Origin of the sequence: Paraburkholderia lebeckiae (genome assembly GCF_050436325.1) — a bacterium.
GTDB classification, from domain to species: domain Bacteria; phylum Pseudomonadota; class Gammaproteobacteria; order Burkholderiales; family Burkholderiaceae; genus Paraburkholderia; species Paraburkholderia tuberum.
Genome location: NZ_JBNDLZ010000003.1, coordinates 1,894,035 through 1,907,518, shown reverse-complemented (window position 1 = coordinate 1,907,518; position 13,484 = coordinate 1,894,035). Strand labels below are relative to the sequence as shown.

The following is a 13,484-nucleotide window of genomic DNA, read 5'->3' as shown; positions in this document are numbered from 1 at the left end:
ATGACCAAACAATGGGAAGTCGTGATCGGTCTGGAGACCCACACGCAGTTGTCGACGCATTCGAAAATCTTCTCGGGCACCGCGACGCAATTCGGCGCCGCGCCGAACACGCAGGCCAGCCCCGTCGATCTGGCCTTGCCCGGCACGCTGCCGGTGATGAACCGCGGCGCCGTCGAACGCGCCATTCAGTTCGGCCTCGCGATCGGCGCAACGGTGGCGCCGCGCAGCATCTTCGCGCGCAAGAATTATTTCTACCCCGACCTGCCGAAGGGCTACCAGATCAGCCAGTATGAAATTCCCGTCGTGCAGGGCGGTCAGGTGACGATCCAGGTGCCGGCCAATGAAAAGGCGGGCAAGGAAGCGTACGAGAAAACCATCAACCTGACGCGCGCCCACCTCGAGGAAGACGCGGGCAAGTCGCTGCACGAAGACTTCGCGGGCATGACCGGCATCGACCTGAATCGCGCCGGCACGCCGCTGCTCGAAATCGTCACCGAGCCGGAAATGCGCAGCGCGGCCGAGGCCGTTGCCTACGCGAAGTCGCTGCACACGCTCGTCGTGTGGCTTGGCATCTGCGACGGCAACATGCAGGAAGGCTCGTTCCGCTGCGACGCGAACGTGTCGGTGCGTCCGGTCGGCCAGAAGGAATTCGGCACGCGCACCGAGACCAAGAACCTGAACTCGTTCCGCTTCCTCGAGGAAGCGATCCAGTACGAAGTGCGTCGCCAGATCGAACTGATCGAAGACGGCGGCACGGTGGTGCAGGAAACGCGTCTGTACGATCCGGACAAGCGCGAAACGCGTTCGATGCGCAGCAAGGAAGACGCGCACGACTACCGCTATTTCCCCGACCCCGACCTGATGCCGCTCGTGATCGACGCCGCGTGGGTCGAGCGCGTGAAGAGCGAGATGCCGGAACTGCCGGAAGCGATCCAGCGGCGCTTCGTGTCGCAGTACGGACTCACGCCGTACGACGCGAACGTGCTGACTTCGAGCAAGGCGACGGCCGCTTACTACGAAGCGGTGGTCGCCAAGGTCGGTGCGGCCAACGCGAAGGTCGCGGCGAACTGGGTGATGGGTGAAGTGTCGTCGCAGCTCAACCGCGAAGGCCTCGACATTGCCGCGTGCCCGGTATCGGCCGCGCAGCTCGCGCTGGTTCTGCAGCGTATTGCCGACGGCACGATTTCGAACAAGATCGCGAAGGAAATCTTCCTCGCGATCTGGGAAGAGAAGGCCACCGACGAAGCCGCCGCCGATCGCATCATCGAGGCGAAAGGCTTGAAGCAGATTTCGGACATCGGCGCGCTCGAAACGATCATCGACGAAGTGCTCGCCGCGAACCAGAAGTCGGTCGACGAATATCGCGCCGGCAAGGAAAAGGCGTTCAACGCACTGATCGGCCAGGCGATGAAAGCAACCAAGGGTAAGGCCAACCCTGCTCAGGTCAATGAATTGCTCAAGAAGAAGTTGTCCTGAGTTGAAGTGCCGCGGCCGGGCGTAATCGCGCCCGTATCACCACGGGCCGTTGCCGGATCGAAGCAGGGCAACGGCCCGTTTTATTTTGCGGACTCGCTTCAGCCGGTTAAGCGTAGGTAAGCGTAGACCTTGGAGTGTATGCATGACAAAGCAACCCGATCTCGACGATTTCCGCGTGCCGTACTTCGACGACGGCAAGAAAAAAAACCACTTCTCGCTCGACCACTTCGACCCGAAGGCGAAGCCGTTTTCGAGCGGCTCGAAAGACGCGGACCGCGCGCGTCTGTCGGAAGTAGGCCTGCTGCTCGACAACCTGCAGGAGCGGCTGCACGCGCAGCGCAAGCGCCGCGTTCTGCTAGTGCTGCAAGGCATGGACACGAGCGGCAAGGACGGCACGATCCGCGCGGTATTTCACGAAGTCGACCCGCTCGGCTTGCGCATCGTGCCGTTCAAGGCGCCGACGCCCGTCGAACTCGCGCACGATTTCCTGTGGCGCGTGCATTCGCAGGCACCCGCGGCCGGCGAGCTGACGATCTTCAACCGCAGTCACTACGAAGACCTGCTCGTGCCGACCGTGCTGGGCGCGCTCGACGCCGCGGCGTTCCAGCAGCGGTGCCGCCACATCCGTCAGTTCGAGGAGATGCTCGCCGACAGCGGCGCGACGATCCTCAAGTGCATGCTGCACATTTCAAGGGACGAGCAGCGTGTGCGTTTGCAGGAGCGCATCGACGATCCGCTGAAGCACTGGAAATTCGACGTGTCGGATCTCGATGCGCGCAAGCAGTGGGACGCATATCAGTCCGCGTATCGCGAGACACTGGCCGCGACGTCGACCGAATACGCGCCGTGGTACGTGATTCCGGCCGACTCGAAGACGCATCGCAACGTGATGGTAGCCGAACTGCTGCTGCGCACGCTCGACGCGCTGAAGCTCGAATATCCGCCGGCCAAAGAATCGCTGAAGGGAATCAAGGTCGAGTGAACGCGGCTTTGCCCCTTGGCTTCAGAAACGAATCGAACAAAAGAGGAAAGACATGTTGCGTGTGATTACCGCCAACCTCAACGGCATCCGCTCGGCGGCGAAGAAGGGCTTTTTCGACTGGTTCGGCGAACAGGGCGCCGACGTGCTTTGCGTGCAGGAAATCAAATGCTCGCAGGATGACATGACGCCGGAGTTCATGGCGCCGCATGATTTCACCGGCTATTTCCAGCATGCGGTAAAAAAGGGTTATAGCGGCGCGGGCGTCTATACGCGTCATGAGCCGGACGAAGTGGTCATCGGCTTCGGCAGCGAGGAGTTCGACCCGGAAGGGCGCTATGTCGAGCTGCGTTTCGGCAAGCTGTCGGTGGTCTCGGTGTATGTGCCGTCGGGGTCGAGCGGCGACGAGCGCCAGCAGGCCAAGTTCCGTTTCATGGACGAGTTCATGCCGCATCTCGCCGAGCTGGCGAAGGAGCGCGAGGTGATCGTGTGCGGCGACGTGAACATCGTGCACAAGGAAATCGACATCAAGAACTGGAAGAGCAACCAGAAGAATTCGGGCTGCCTGCCCGAAGAGCGCGCATGGCTCGACAAACTGTTCGACGACGTCGGTTATGTGGACGTGTTCCGCACGCTCGACCAGCGGCCCGAGCAGTACACGTGGTGGAGCAATCGCGGTCAGGCGTATGCGAAGAACGTCGGGTGGCGGATCGATTACCAGATCGCGACGCTGGGCATCGCAAGCAAGGCGAAGCGCACCGACGTGTTCCGCGATATCAAGTTCAGCGACCATGCGCCGCTGACCGTCGACTACGACCATCAGGTCGGAAAGTAAGCCCACCGGCCGCGGCGCGTGCAGCACCGTGGCCCGCCAGCAGTCGTAGAACCGAGGTATCAGTCGCGCGCCGGCTTGCGGGTCGGCCTGCCGATGCCTGAATAATCGGGCAACTCGTCGACGCTCTTGCCGATTGCCTTCGCGTACAGCGGCAGCATGTCCGGCAGCCGCTTGATGATGTCGTCGCGGCGCGCCGGTGTGTACGGGTGCACGTAGATGAAGCCCTGCTCGCGATTGCCGCGCGTCGCCTGCGCGAGCTTATCCCACAGCGTGACCGCCGCGCGCGGATCGAAGCCGGCGCGCGACGCGATATCGCTGCCAATCACGTCGGCTTCGGTTTCGTCGGTGCTCTCGTACTTCATTTCCAGCAGACGCGAACCGATGCCGAGCGGCGCCATGCCCAGATCGGCGAGGCCGAACAGTTGCGGGATCGTGCCCGACGAATCGAGCTGGCTCGCCTGCAACTGACCGAGCCGCATGCGCGCGTGCTCGCGCAACGCGTGCGCGATCTCATGGCCGATCAGCATGCCGACCTCGTTGTCGTTCAGGCGGACGCGATCGAGAATCCCGCTATAGACAACGATCTTGCCGCCCGGCAGGCAGTACATGCGGATGTCGTTCGAGCGCACCACCGCGACTTCCCACTTCCAGAGCTTGGCTCGCTCGTTCCACTTCAACGAGTACGGAATCATCCGGTCGATGATCGAGCGCACGCGCGTCACGCGCGCGTCCGTCTCGCCGTACAGGCGGTTCGCGTGGCTGGCGCCGTAGACGATCTGGCTGAACTCCTCGGCGGCCTGCGCCTCGAGCATCGACGACGGGATCAGGTTGCGGAACACTATGTAGCCGCCGTAGCGCAGTTGCGGGCTCACGTAGTAGGGCGGCGGGACGGCCGCGGGAGCCGATGCCGCGGCGGGCGCTTTGGCGGTGGCGGGCGGTTGCGCGGGCTGCAGCGCGGAGCCGGAGGTGGCGGCGCCCGGAGCGCTACCGCTAGCGCTGGGCGTGCTCGGGGCACCGGCGTTGGCACCGGTGCTGTTATTCGCGCCAGGATTGGCACCGCCGGCGCTGTTGTTGCCGCTGTTGCCGGCTGCAGCCGAAGTCGCGTTTTCCGCGGCGCTGGCGCCGCTGGTCGCGGACCTGGCCGCAGGCATCGGGGCCGGGTTGGGCGTCGCACCGCTGGTGGTCGCGGCGGCGGCGGGCGGCGCGGGCGCTTGTGCGCCGCTCACCGGGCTCGCGCCAGTCGGCGTGCCGGCCGCATATGCGCCCGCCGGCATCGCCAGCGCGACGCTTGCGCAACCGAGGACGCTTACGGCGCCGAGTGCGGTGCGGCGCGCGCGGGTCGGAATCGGTACCTTCACGACCGGTCCCTCCACGGCGCGATACGCACCAGCAGCAGCATGCCGGGCACCGCCAGCGCGGTGCAGAGGATGAAGTAGTCGAACCAGCCCATCCGCGCGACCACATAGCCGCTCGCCGCCGACGCGAGCGTGCGCGGCACCGACGCGAGGCTCGTGAACAGCGCGAACTGCGTCGCGGTGTAGCGCGGATCGGTGGTGCTCGCGATATACGCGGTGAACGCGGCCATCGTGAGACCGGTGGCGAAGGTCTCGAAGCCGTACACGAGCGCGAGCGCGACCGAGCGTGGATCGAGCTGCACGCTCCAGTCGATGCCGACGAACGACAGCAGCTTCGTCGTCCCCTGGCTCAGTGCGACGGCAATGTCGTAAATCGCGGCAAGTCCGGGTGAGTCCGGGCCGAGATGCGCGAGCCACGCGAAGCCGAGCGTCGACACCATCTGCAGCAAACCGAAGATCCACAAGCCGCGGCCGATGCCGATCTTCATCAGCCAGATCCCGCCGACGATGCCGCCCGCGAGACTCGCGCCGAACGCCGTGGTCTTGGCGATTACGCCGATCTGCGTGCGCGAAAAACCGATGTCGAGGAAGAATGACGTGGACAGCGTGGTCGCCATCGTATCGCCGAGCTTGTAGAGAAAGATGAAGCCGAGCACGAAGAGTGCGCTGCGCCAGCCGTCGCGCTGAATGAATTCTCTGAACGGCTCGACGATCGCCTCGCGCAGATTCTTGGGCGGCTCGCCGTGCACCTCGGGCTCGCGCACCACCAGCGTCATCAGAACGCCCGGCAGCATGAACGCGGCCGTCACGATGAAGACGGTGCTCCACGGCAGATGATCGGACAAAATCAGCGCGAGCGAACCGGGCACGAGCGCCGCGATCTTGTACGCGTTCACGTGCACCGCGTTGCCGAGGCCCTGCTGCGTGTCGCTGAGCAATTCACGCCGGTACGCGTCGATCACGATGTCGGAGCTCGCGCCGAAGAACGCGACCAGAGCGGTCAGCGCGGCAACGGTCCAGATCGATTCGCGTGGCGACACGAAACCGAGCGTCGCCATCGCGCCGGCCACGAGCACTTGCGTGACGAGCATCCAGCCGCGCCGTCTGCCGGGCCGCCAGCCGGGCACGCGCGGTACGTAGCGGTCCATCAGCGGTGCCCAGACGAATTTCCAGGTGTACGGAAACTGGATCAGCGCGAAGAGGCCGATTTCCTTCAGATTGACGCCTTCCGAGCGCAGCCACGCCTGCACGAGGTAGACGAGCGTAAACAGCGGCAATCCCGACGTGAAGCCGAGAAAGACGCAAATCAGCATGCGCGTATTCAAAAACGCGCGCCAGCCGGGATGTTCTTCGTGAGCGGTAAGTGCGGGCGCCTCGTGCGGCGGGTTCGACATGTGGATAAGTGACGTTAGCTTTTCTTGACGCGATAGACCGCAAGACTACCACGCCAGTTCACGCCCCAACGCACCACCTGTCCGTCATGCAGCACGACGCTATCGAGAATCTCGATGCCGACTTCCGGCGCGAGCGCTTCGAAGTCCTTGATCGTCAGCACACGCACGTTCGGCGTGTTGTGCCATTGATAAGGCAGCGACTTCGACACCGGCATACGCCCCTGCAACACCGACAGCCGATGCGCCCAATAGCCGAAATTCGGAAACGACACGATGCATTGCTTGCCGACGCGCACCGTCTCGCGCAGGATCGCCGCGGTCTGATGAATCGTCTGCAGCGTCTGCGACAGCACCGCGAAATCGAAGCTGCCGTCTTCGAACAGGCGCAGGCCGTCTTCGAGATTCTGCTGGATCACGTTGACGCCCTTCTGCGTCGCGGCGAGCACGCCCGCGTCGTTGATCTCGATGCCGTAGCCCTGCACGTCCAGTTCCTCGTTCAGCAGCGACAGCAACGAGCCGTCCCCGCAGCCGAGATCGAGCACGGTCGCGCGCGGTTCGACCCAGCGGGCGATCGCGCGGAAGTCCGGGCGCGATGCCAGGTAATCAAGTGCTCGCTGGTTCATGCGTTGACCTCGTTTGCAATGCGTTCGTAGTAGGCGCGCAGCAGGTTGTGATAGCGCGCGTCGTCGAGCAGGAAGGCGTCGTGGCCATGCGGCGCGTCGATCTCCGCGTAGGTGACCGTGCGCTTGTGGTCGAGCAGCGCCTTCACCAGTTCGCGCGAGCGAGCCGGCGCGAAACGCCAGTCGGTCGAGAAGCTCGCGATCAGATACTTCGCGGTGGTGTGCGCTAGCGCGGCGGTCAGATCGCCGTCAAAGGCCTTGGCCGGATCGAAGTAGTCGAGCGCGCGCGTGATCAGCAGGTAGGTGTTCGCGTCGAAGTAGTCGGCGAACTTGTCGCCCTGATAGCGCAGATACGATTCCACTTCGAATTCGACGTCGAAGTTGAAGTTGTAGTCATCGAGCGCACCTTCCGCGCGACGCAGCGAGCGGCCGAATTTTTCGGCCATGTCGTCGTCCGACAAATACGTGATGTGGCCGATCATCCGCGCGACGCGCAGGCCGCGCTTCGGCTTCACGCCGTGCGCGTAGTAGTTGCCGCCGTGGAAGTCGGGGTCCGACAGGATCGCCGAGCGCGCGACCTCGTTGAACGCGATGTTCTGCGCGGACAGCTTCGGCGTCGACGCGATCACGATGCAATGCGCGACCCGCTCCGGATACATCATGCTCCACGCGAGCGCCTGCATGCCGCCGAGACTGCCGCCCATCACGGCGGCGAAGCGCTTGATGTCGAACGCGTCGGCGACGCGCACCTGAGCGTTGACCCAGTCTTCGACGGTGACGACCGGAAAGGTCGCGCCATACGGCTTGCCGGTCGCGGGGTCGATGCTCATCGGCCCGGTCGAGCCGAAGCACGAGCCGAGGTTGTTCACGCCGATCACGAAAAACCTGTCGGTATCGAGCGGCTTGCACGGGCCGACCATGTTGTCCCACCAGCCGATGTCCTTCGGATTGTCGGCGTACACGCCCGCCACGTGATGCGATGCGTTCAGCGCGTGGCACACGAGCACCGCATTGCTGCGCGCGGCATTGAGCGTGCCGTAGGTCTCGACCATCAGGTCGTAGCCTGCGAGCGAGCTGCCGTTGCGCAATGGCAGCGGCTCGGTGAAATGCATTTTTTGGGGAGCGACGATGCCGATGGATTCCATTCATTCCGCCATTGAGTCAACAGGGCGGCTAAACGGCGTCGGCGAAGCACGAAGAGAAGGACGGTGTGCGCAGCTGACGACCTCTTTAGCCGCATTTATAGTGAACCGCGGGCCTAGGGCCAAGGGTTCGCGCGCCCGCAATCGAGTCAGCAAATCGGCGCGTGAATGGGTGTGAAACCGGGTGCAACGTGTTTCGGGATGCCTTGGCGCGGTCCGTTATGCATCGGAAGGCAGCGGCAACATCAGGCGCAAAGTATAGCGGAAAATTCCGCACGGCAGCGGCATGGGCGATGCCGCGCGAAGGGTGCGAGTCCTCGCGGACTACTGAAGAATCAGCAGCAGTTGCTCGTCCGCGTGTTCGGCGGGCGGCCGCGCGAAACCGCTGCGCACATAGCGATGCCAGCGGCCGATCACGTAGCTCACCACCAGGCTCGCGCGAATTGCGGGATCGTAGTCGGCAGGCAACGCGGTGGATTGCGGTGCGGTCTGCGGGCCGGCGTTGCCTGTGACGTCGTTATCCGCACGGGCAAGCGCTTCGGTCCGCGCGAGCCGCAAGCACTGCTTCAGTGATGCCTCGACCCGTTCGAGCATCTGGTTCACGCGCTCGGTGAGTCGCTCGTGCTCGCCGATCAGTGCCTCGCAGGTCAGCACGCGCGTCATGCCGGGATTTTTCGCGGGAAAGTTGAGCAGCATCAACGCGATCGCGCGCGCCTGCAGCACGCCGTTGTTTTCGTGACCGGTGATCTGGTTGATGAGACCGAACAGCGTCTGCTCGATGAACTCGATCAGCCCTTCGAACATCTGCGCCTTGCTGGCGAAATGGCGATACAGCGCGGCTTCCGACACACCGAGCCGGGCGGCGAGCGCGGCCGTGGTGACCTTTTCGCTCTTCGGCGCCTCGAGCATACTGGCAAGCGTCTGCAGGATGTGCACGCGACGCTCGCCCGGCTTCGGACGCGGCGCGCGTGTGGCGGCCGGCGCCGCGGAAGAGGCTGCGGCTGAGGTTTCGTCAGGCTTGTCGATCGGCTGCATGGCTGTCGTCCTCCGGCTGATGTCGTTGGCGGCTTTCGTCCCTACTGTCCCGGCTAGCGTCCCTTCCATCGAACCGAGCGCGTGCCCAGTCGTAGCGATTTTAGCGAACGAATGCTGCGGTCGACATAATGCGGCCGGCCGGTGCCCGGCAGGCGCGTCGGTACACCGTCCGCGTGCGGCTTGCGCGGCAGGTGCCCGGTAATCCACACGGTGCGGATGCCGAGCCGTCGATAGTTTTTCAGGTGCGAACGCGTGTCCTCGACGAGGATCGCGTCTTTCAGCGACACGTGCGCGTCGCGCATCGCACGGCGCAGCATCGCGTGATCGGGCTTCGCGCGCCATTGGCGGCGATCGCGCATGTGCTCGATCGCGATCACGCGCTCGAATAGCCGCTCGATGCGCAACTCGGCGAGCACCGCGCGCGCGTACGTTTCGGGCGCGTTGGTCAGCACGATCTTGCGGCCCGGCAGCGCCGCGATCAGACGCGCAACGCCGCGCTCGTGGCGGATCATCGAGCAGAGGTCAGGGAACGTGTGCACGACCTTCAGGAAGTCGTGCGCGTCGAGCGGATGGTGGCGCGTGAGACCGAGCAGCGCTGCGCCGTAGCGCAGCGTGTAGCCGGTGCGCAGACGGTTGGCTTCGTCGATGTCGACTCGCAGCGCATCGATGATGTACTGGGTCATGCCGCGATTGATCGCGGGGAAAATGGCATGTGACGCGCGGTGCAGCGTATTGTCTAGATCGAACAGCCAGACGGGCTTGCCGCCCGCGAGGTCAGGACGGCGGCGACGCGATGTGGGGGTGCGCATGGTGGATTTCTTCAGCCGCTGACGGGCGTTTCATGCTGCGGATGCGCAGAGATTGCCGCATCAACGCTCGTGGGCGCGCATGGACTGCCGGCCGCGAGGCGGGGCACAGGCGTCGCGCCGCTCAGACGCAACCCCTGTGCCGGGGATGCCGCAACGATCAATGCGAGCGGATCATCGTGCCGAACGGCTGTTCGGTCAGAATTTCGAGCAGCACCGAGTGCTCGATGCGGCCGTCGATGATGTGCACCGAGCGCACGCCGCTCTTCGCCGCATCGAGCGCGGAGGAGATCTTCGGCAGCATGCCGCCGGAGATGGTGCCGTCTTCGAACAGACCGTCGATTTCGCGCGCCGACAGGTCTGTCAGCAGATTGCCTTCCTTGTCCATCACGCCGGGGATGTTGGTCATCATCACGAGCTTTTCGGCGTTCAGCACGACCGCCAGCTTGCCCGCGACGAGATCCGCGTTGATGTTGTACGACAGGCCGTCTTCGCCGAAGCCGATCGGCGAGATCACCGGAATGAACGCGTCGTCCTGCAACGCCTTCACGACCGCTGGGTTGATCGACTCGACTTCGCCGACCTGGCCGATGTCGACGTACTGGCCCGGAGTTTCGCGATCCGGCATCAGCATCTTGCGCGCGTGGATCAGGCCGCCATCCTTGCCGGTCAGGCCGACCGCGTGGCCGCCGAAATGGTTGATCAGCATCACGATGTCCTGCTGCACCTCGCCCCCGAGCACCCATTCGACGACTTCCATCGTCTCTTCGTCGGTGACGCGCATGCCCTGGATGAACGTGCCCTGTTTGCCGATTTTCTTAAGCGCCTGGTCGATTTGCGGACCGCCGCCATGCACGATGACCGGGTTGATGCCGACCAGCTTCAGCAGAATCACGTCGCGCGCGAAGCCCTGCTTCAGACGTTCTTCGGTCATGGCGTTGCCGCCGTATTTGATGACCACGGTCTTACCGTGATACTGACGGATGTAAGGCAGCGCCTCGGCCAGAATTTCGGCTTTCAGGGTGGGCGCAATCTGCGAGAGGTCGGGAAGCTCGGACATGGCGGCAGGCTCGGGCACGGAACAGTTAAAACAGCGCGAATTGTACAGGACTGGCGCGCTGCAACAGGGTTTTCGGCCGCGGCGCGAGCGACGGCGGTGCAGGCTTGGCGTACCGCACCATAACGGGCCGCGGGGCGGCGAACAGCAAGCGTAACGCACTTGCATGACGGCTGTGCATTGGCCGAACGGACGACTGCACCTGAGCGTGTCAGTCATGGCATCATGGCTTGATCAATGTCCCCGGTTCTGTGCGCCGACCTGCGATGAAATCGTCTTCCCCCCGCTCCGAACGCAGCGCACGCTGTCCGCGCTGCGGCAATGCTTTCGACTGCGGCATGCAGACCGAGCCGTCCAACTGCTGGTGCCGCGCGCTGCCGCCGCTATCGGTCGAGCGGTTAAAGCCAGGCGGCCGGTGTCTGTGCCCGGAGTGTCTTGCCGCGGAGATTGCACAGGCGACACACGAGGCGAGTGAGCATGAGCGGCCGTGATGGTCCGGTTTGTCCGGGGCGATCAGAAACCGCCGACGCGCGGCGATGCTGCGCCACCAGCCCGCAGATCGCGCGCAATCTCTTCCAGCGCCGGCTCCCATTCGCCGAACCGCGGCTGCCGATCCGGGGCGATCGCGTCGGCGTGCCGGCTGGCCATCTGGAGCGTGTAGCCGGCGCGGAATTGTGCGACGGCGTTTCCCGGGTCGAGTGGGGCAATAATGGCGGCGAGTTCGAGCGCCTCCGCAGGGCGCTGCTGCGCGAGCAATGCGGCGATGAGCGCGTCGAGCGAGGCGTCGTCGAGCGGGTGCAGTTTGGCCGCGGCGGCGAAGCAACGGGCTTCATCTGCCGTGGCGCCACTGGCTCGGGCCGCGGCGGCTAACGGGTAGACTAGGGTCATGCACCGTATAACCAACACCGGCCGCGTCAATCTCGGTCATCTGTTCTGGCTGCGCAGCCTCGCGATCATCGGTCAGCTGCTGACGATCGCGTTCGTGCAGATCTTCATCGGCGCCAATCTGCCGTTGCCCGCGATGCTGCTCGTGATCGGGCTCGAAGTGCTGTTCAACGCGCTCACGTGGTGGCGCGTGTCGCAGCAGCGTCCCGAGTCCAACCTCGAGCTGTTCGGGCAGATCTGGGTCGATCTCGGGGCGTTGTCGGCGCTGCTGTTCCTGTCCGGCGGCACCACCAACCCGTTCGTGTCGCTGTACCTGCCATCGCTTGCGATCGCGGCGGCCGTGCTGCCGTGGTATCTGATGGCATGGCTCGCGGCGTTCGCGGTCGCCTGCTACGCGATGCTCAGTTTCGATTCCGTGCCGCTCAATCTCGAGAATCCCGCCAACCTGTTCGACTACTACCGCTCGGGCATGTGGGTCAACTTCATGGTCAGCGTGGGGCTGATTGCGTGGTTCGTCGCGCGCATGTCCCGAGCGCTGCGGCTACGTGACGCAGCGCTTGGAGAAGCGCAGCAGCGCTTGCTCCACGACGAACGGGCGGTCGCGCTCGGCGTGCAGGCGGCCACCGTGGCACACGAAATCGGCACCCCTCTGTCTACAATCGCGATGTTGTCCGAAGAATTGCGCGACGCGGCGCGGACCGACGCGGGACTCGCCCCCTACCGCGCCGATCTCGAGCTGCTCGAGCAGCAGATGATGCTCTGCACATCGGCGCTCGCGCGGTTGCGCAGCCGCGCAACGACCACGACGAACCGCCAGCCGGTCGACGAATGGCTCGAATCATTTGCCGGGCAATGGCGCCTGCGCCATCCTCACGTGAAGTTCGAGCGGCTTGGCACACCGCCCGCCGATGTCAGTCTCAACGACACGGTGGCCGTCAGCCAGATACTGACGATCCTGCTCGACAACGCCGCGCGCGCGAGCCGCGATCACGTGACACTGTCCTGCGCGCTCGCGCCACACGGCGACCAGATCGTGTTCGAAGTGTGCGACCACGGTGCGGGCATTCCGGCCGCGCTGCGAGGCTCGCTCGGCGCGATGCCGGTGGAGAGCACGCAGGGCGGTCACGGCGTCGGCCTGTATCTGGCGTTTTCGGCGGCGGCGCGTCTGAAGGGATCGATCGAGCTGACCGACGCCAACGGCGGACGGCCGCGCGGCACGCGTGCGGTGCTGCGACTGCCGCTCGCCGCGCGCAAGATTTCCGGAGCGAGCCCACATGGCGCCGCGCCATCCAACACGGAGAGACAGGCATGAGCGAAAAGAATTTTCTGGTGATCGACGACGACGAAGTGTTCTCCGGCATCCTCGCGCGCGGCTTGACGCGGCGCGGCTACACGGTGAGCGAAGCACACAACGCGGACGAGGCGATCCGGCTCGCGAATCAGCAGAAGTTCAGCGAGATCACCGTGGACCTGCACCTCGGCAACGACTCCGGCCTGACGCTCGTCGCGCCGTTACGCGATCTGCAGCCCGATGCGCGCATGCTCGTGCTGACCGGCTACGCGAGCATCGCCACCGCGGTGCAGGCGGTCAAGGACGGCGCCGACAACTATCTCGCAAAGCCCGCCAACGTCGAGACGATCCTGTCGGCGCTGCAAAGCGAGGCGAGCGCGTTGCAGGCCGAGGAAGCGATCGAGCATCCGCAGCCGCTGTCGGTGGCGCGGCTCGAATGGGAGCATATCCAGCGTGTGCTCGCAGAACACAACGGCAATATCTCGGCGACCGCGCGCGCGTTGAACATGCATCGGCGCACGTTGCAGCGCAAGTTGGCGAAGCGGCCGGTGAAGCAGTAGGCGGCGATCGTGTGGCGCGGCGCTGGCTGCTCGAGGCGCCGCCGCGTGA

14 protein-coding genes are annotated in these 13,484 nt (G+C 64.7%); 6 read left to right on the top strand and 8 right to left on the bottom strand.

Going from position 1 to position 13,484, the window contains the following annotated elements; all coding sequences use genetic code 11:
- From gatB to OKW44_RS26630, 3 genes are all read left to right on the top strand, one after another.
- Nucleotides 1-1,476 carry an Asp-tRNA(Asn)/Glu-tRNA(Gln) amidotransferase subunit GatB gene (gene gatB / locus OKW44_RS26640; protein WP_018419089.1) on the top strand — a complete coding sequence of 492 codons (1,476 nt, stop codon included), beginning with the start codon at nt 1-3 and terminating at the stop codon, nt 1,474-1,476.
- Nucleotides 1,477-1,618: 142 nt separating this feature from the next.
- Complete coding sequence (locus OKW44_RS26635) at nt 1,619-2,458, top strand: PPK2 family polyphosphate kinase (protein ID WP_018419090.1); 840 nt, start codon at nt 1,619-1,621, stop codon at nt 2,456-2,458.
- Between the two features lie 52 nt (nt 2,459-2,510).
- On the top strand, nt 2,511-3,290 hold the full coding sequence (locus OKW44_RS26630; protein WP_018419091.1) for an exodeoxyribonuclease III: 780 nt from the start codon (nt 2,511-2,513) through the stop codon (nt 3,288-3,290).
- A gap of 59 nt (nt 3,291-3,349) precedes the next feature.
- Here the strand turns inward: OKW44_RS26630 and OKW44_RS26625 are convergent, their stop codons facing one another.
- The 7 genes from OKW44_RS26625 to argB form a co-directional block, all read right to left on the bottom strand.
- Nucleotides 3,350-4,663: a M48 family metallopeptidase gene (locus tag OKW44_RS26625; protein ID WP_018419092.1), complete on the bottom strand. Its 1,314-nt coding sequence runs from the start codon at nt 4,661-4,663 to the stop codon at nt 3,350-3,352.
- Nucleotides 4,645-6,039 carry an AmpG family muropeptide MFS transporter gene (locus OKW44_RS26620; RefSeq protein WP_018419093.1) on the bottom strand — a complete coding sequence of 465 codons (1,395 nt, stop codon included), beginning with the start codon at nt 6,037-6,039 and terminating at the stop codon, nt 4,645-4,647. The genes OKW44_RS26625 and OKW44_RS26620 overlap by 19 nt, the downstream gene beginning before the upstream one ends.
- Before the next feature lie 14 nt (nt 6,040-6,053).
- A complete protein-coding gene (gene metW / locus OKW44_RS26615) occupies nt 6,054-6,662 on the bottom strand; it encodes a methionine biosynthesis protein MetW (RefSeq protein WP_018419094.1) in 609 nt (202 codons plus the stop codon).
- On the bottom strand, nt 6,659-7,804 hold the full coding sequence (metX, locus tag OKW44_RS26610; protein ID WP_018419095.1) for a homoserine O-succinyltransferase MetX: 1,146 nt from the start codon (nt 7,802-7,804) through the stop codon (nt 6,659-6,661). The genes metW and metX overlap by 4 nt, the downstream gene beginning before the upstream one ends.
- Before the next feature lie 321 nt (nt 7,805-8,125).
- Nucleotides 8,126-8,836, bottom strand: coding sequence for a nucleoid occlusion factor SlmA (slmA, locus tag OKW44_RS26605; RefSeq protein WP_018419096.1), 711 nt, complete (start codon nt 8,834-8,836; stop codon nt 8,126-8,128).
- A gap of 53 nt (nt 8,837-8,889) precedes the next feature.
- Nucleotides 8,890-9,645: a pyrimidine 5'-nucleotidase gene (locus OKW44_RS26600; protein WP_018419097.1), complete on the bottom strand. Its 756-nt coding sequence runs from the start codon at nt 9,643-9,645 to the stop codon at nt 8,890-8,892.
- Between the two features lie 157 nt (nt 9,646-9,802).
- Nucleotides 9,803-10,702, bottom strand: a complete 900-nt coding sequence (argB, locus tag OKW44_RS26595; RefSeq protein ID WP_018419098.1) for an acetylglutamate kinase — start codon at nt 10,700-10,702, stop codon at nt 9,803-9,805.
- A gap of 263 nt (nt 10,703-10,965) precedes the next feature.
- On the opposite strand from argB, the gene OKW44_RS26590 reads away from it, so the two are divergent.
- Nucleotides 10,966-11,190, top strand: coding sequence for a cysteine-rich CWC family protein (locus tag OKW44_RS26590; RefSeq protein ID WP_084754011.1), 225 nt, complete (start codon nt 10,966-10,968; stop codon nt 11,188-11,190).
- A 22-nt stretch (nt 11,191-11,212) separates the two neighbouring features.
- Here the strand turns inward: OKW44_RS26590 and OKW44_RS26585 are convergent, their stop codons facing one another.
- Complete coding sequence (locus tag OKW44_RS26585; protein WP_018419100.1) at nt 11,213-11,587, bottom strand: hypothetical protein; 375 nt, start codon at nt 11,585-11,587, stop codon at nt 11,213-11,215.
- Between OKW44_RS26585 and OKW44_RS26580 the strand changes: the two genes are divergently transcribed.
- Together OKW44_RS26580 and OKW44_RS26575 are read left to right on the top strand one after the other, a co-directional pair.
- On the top strand, nt 11,586-12,896 hold the full coding sequence (locus OKW44_RS26580; RefSeq protein WP_018419101.1) for an ATP-binding protein: 1,311 nt from the start codon (nt 11,586-11,588) through the stop codon (nt 12,894-12,896). The two genes, OKW44_RS26585 and OKW44_RS26580, sit on opposite strands and share 2 nt — an antisense overlap.
- On the top strand, nt 12,893-13,435 hold the full coding sequence (locus tag OKW44_RS26575; protein WP_018419102.1) for a response regulator transcription factor: 543 nt from the start codon (nt 12,893-12,895) through the stop codon (nt 13,433-13,435). The genes OKW44_RS26580 and OKW44_RS26575 overlap by 4 nt, the downstream gene beginning before the upstream one ends.
- Nucleotides 13,436-13,484: the final 49 nt, after the last annotated feature.

What these genes read in the sequence shown, in the direction of transcription:
- OKW44_RS26600 (WP_018419097.1), bottom strand. Translation starts at nt 9,645, where the DNA reads ATGCGCACCCCCACATCGCGTCGCCGCCGTCCTGACCTCGCGGGCGGC.
- OKW44_RS26575 (WP_018419102.1), top strand. Translation starts at nt 12,893, where the DNA reads ATGAGCGAAAAGAATTTTCTGGTGATCGACGACGACGAAGTGTTCTCC.
- slmA (WP_018419096.1), bottom strand. Translation starts at nt 8,836, where the DNA reads ATGCAGCCGATCGACAAGCCTGACGAAACCTCAGCCGCAGCCTCTTCC.
- OKW44_RS26620 (WP_018419093.1), bottom strand. Translation starts at nt 6,039, where the DNA reads ATGTCGAACCCGCCGCACGAGGCGCCCGCACTTACCGCTCACGAAGAA.
- OKW44_RS26580 (WP_018419101.1), top strand. Translation starts at nt 11,586, where the DNA reads ATGCACCGTATAACCAACACCGGCCGCGTCAATCTCGGTCATCTGTTC.
- gatB (WP_018419089.1), top strand. Translation starts at nt 1, where the DNA reads ATGACCAAACAATGGGAAGTCGTGATCGGTCTGGAGACCCACACGCAG.
- OKW44_RS26585 (WP_018419100.1), bottom strand. Translation starts at nt 11,587, where the DNA reads ATGACCCTAGTCTACCCGTTAGCCGCCGCGGCCCGAGCCAGTGGCGCC.
- metX (WP_018419095.1), bottom strand. Translation starts at nt 7,804, where the DNA reads ATGGAATCCATCGGCATCGTCGCTCCCCAAAAAATGCATTTCACCGAG.
- metW (WP_018419094.1), bottom strand. Translation starts at nt 6,662, where the DNA reads ATGAACCAGCGAGCACTTGATTACCTGGCATCGCGCCCGGACTTCCGC.
- OKW44_RS26590 (WP_084754011.1), top strand. Translation starts at nt 10,966, where the DNA reads ATGAAATCGTCTTCCCCCCGCTCCGAACGCAGCGCACGCTGTCCGCGC.
- OKW44_RS26630 (WP_018419091.1), top strand. Translation starts at nt 2,511, where the DNA reads ATGTTGCGTGTGATTACCGCCAACCTCAACGGCATCCGCTCGGCGGCG.
- OKW44_RS26635 (WP_018419090.1), top strand. Translation starts at nt 1,619, where the DNA reads ATGACAAAGCAACCCGATCTCGACGATTTCCGCGTGCCGTACTTCGAC.
- argB (WP_018419098.1), bottom strand. Translation starts at nt 10,702, where the DNA reads ATGTCCGAGCTTCCCGACCTCTCGCAGATTGCGCCCACCCTGAAAGCC.